Annotated in this window: 1 pseudogene; it reads left to right on the top strand. The window is 42.0% G+C overall.

Features of this window, described 5'->3' with window-relative positions:
* Positions 1-765: 765 nt before the first annotated feature.
* Positions 766-1,209: pseudogene (locus AAIG26_RS23650) on the top strand (flagellin FliC); the annotation flags it as partial.

The following is a 1,209-nucleotide window of genomic DNA, read 5'->3' as shown; positions in this document are numbered from 1 at the left end:
GCCAACCAGGTTCCGCAGACCATGCTGTCCCTGCTGCGTTAATCGCAAATTACGTAGTATCAGAAAGCGTCGCTTGTCGGCGCTTTTTTTATACATCTTAACATCTCCATCTATCCCGGTGGTCAATAAAAGGCCGATTTCACAGTACTACTCATCATGAGCTAATCCTTTTTGCTATTCCTATAGCAAAAAGGATTAGCCACGGTAGATTCCTCAAAACATTTTATGTGCTCTGGTGCTGTTAAAATCATTTTGTATTGGTGCCATGTCATAATTACGTATCTTGCCTAACGATATTTTATAAATGTAGATTTCAACGGAGCAGCTAAAACGCTCGGGTCTGAACTAAGCACGCATTTTCGAGGGAATTTTGATGTCTTCTTCTATGAGAAATGGTTGTTCGCAAGTGATAGGATGTTTCATCGGATAGTACTTTTTTATTATGATTTATATGTGAAACAGGTGGGATACAATAAATTTAGGATGTGAAAATATTTAGGTAAGTTAAAAAATAAAATTATTCTCAAAGCAATAGAGAAAAGACGGTTCAAAGTATATTCTTAATCTTATCATTTAGTAGGAAGTAACTTGGAATGGTTTTATTTTTACATTGTTAATCAATTGGTTATGCATTCCCCGTGCGTATGCTATCGCGGGAATAAAAAAGGACTAAAGAGATCCATAATCCTGTCGATAACATTTATGACGGTGATGAAGCCGCTGGCGCATACCGGAACTTACATCTATTACTAAAGGATAAATATTATGGCTGTTATTAATACTAACACCCTGTCGCTGATGACTCAGAACAACCTGACTAAATCTCAGTCTTCTCTGGGCACCTCTATTGAGCGTCTGTCTTCCGGTCTGCGTATCAACAGCGCAAAAGACGATGCCGCTGGCCAGGCGATTGCTAACCGTTTCACCTCCAACATCAACGGTCTGAGTGTTGCTGCACGTAACGCGAACGACGGTATCTCTCTGGCGCAGACCGCTGAAGGCGCGCTGGGCGAAATCAACAACAACCTGCAGCGTATCCGTGACCTGACCGTTCAGGCACAGAACAGCTCCAACTCTGCCTCTGACATCGACTCCATCCAGGCTGAAGTTAACCAGCGTATGGAAGAGGTCAACCGTGTTACTCAGCAGACAGACTTCAACGGAATCAAAGTCCTGAATACTGCCGCAACTGCGAAAAAATATGATTTC

Origin of the sequence: Kosakonia sp. PSU_27 (genome assembly GCF_039409795.1) — a bacterium.
GTDB lineage: Bacteria > Pseudomonadota > Gammaproteobacteria > Enterobacterales > Enterobacteriaceae > Kosakonia.
This window is presented reverse-complemented; position numbering and strand designations above follow the sequence as displayed.